Source organism: Pseudoalteromonas sp. 19-MNA-CIBAN-0066 (genome assembly GCF_040308705.1).
GTDB classification, from domain to species: Bacteria; Pseudomonadota; Gammaproteobacteria; order Enterobacterales; family Alteromonadaceae; genus Pseudoalteromonas; species Pseudoalteromonas nigrifaciens.
This window is the reverse complement of sequence record NZ_JBEONZ010000421.1, coordinates 1-236: the sequence shown is the minus strand read 5'-3', so window position 1 is coordinate 236 and position 236 is coordinate 1. Positions and strand designations below refer to the sequence as shown.

Genomic DNA, 236 nt, shown 5'->3' with positions numbered 1-236 from the left:
CAGCAATAGTAGCTGTTGCCGCAAAGTTTTTAATAAATCCTGGATTTGCCATAGTCTTATGCCTTTTTAATTTGGTCCAGCGCAGCGGTAATGCTAATAGTCACGCCTTTACTAGATTGTGATTGTTGATAATCAAGCGCCTTAGCTGCCAGTGTTTCTGCACTATCGTCAGTTACTTCGCCGTTTTTATCGTCTTTATTAAACTCGCTTGTTAAGCCAGTTTGCTCTGGTAAACC

Annotated in this window: 1 pseudogene; it reads right to left on the bottom strand. The window is 41.1% G+C overall.

The window, feature by feature from the left end:
- Nucleotides 1–56: 56 nt before the first annotated feature.
- Nucleotides 57–236: pseudogene (locus AAEZ18_RS19665) on the bottom strand (hypothetical protein); the annotation flags it as partial.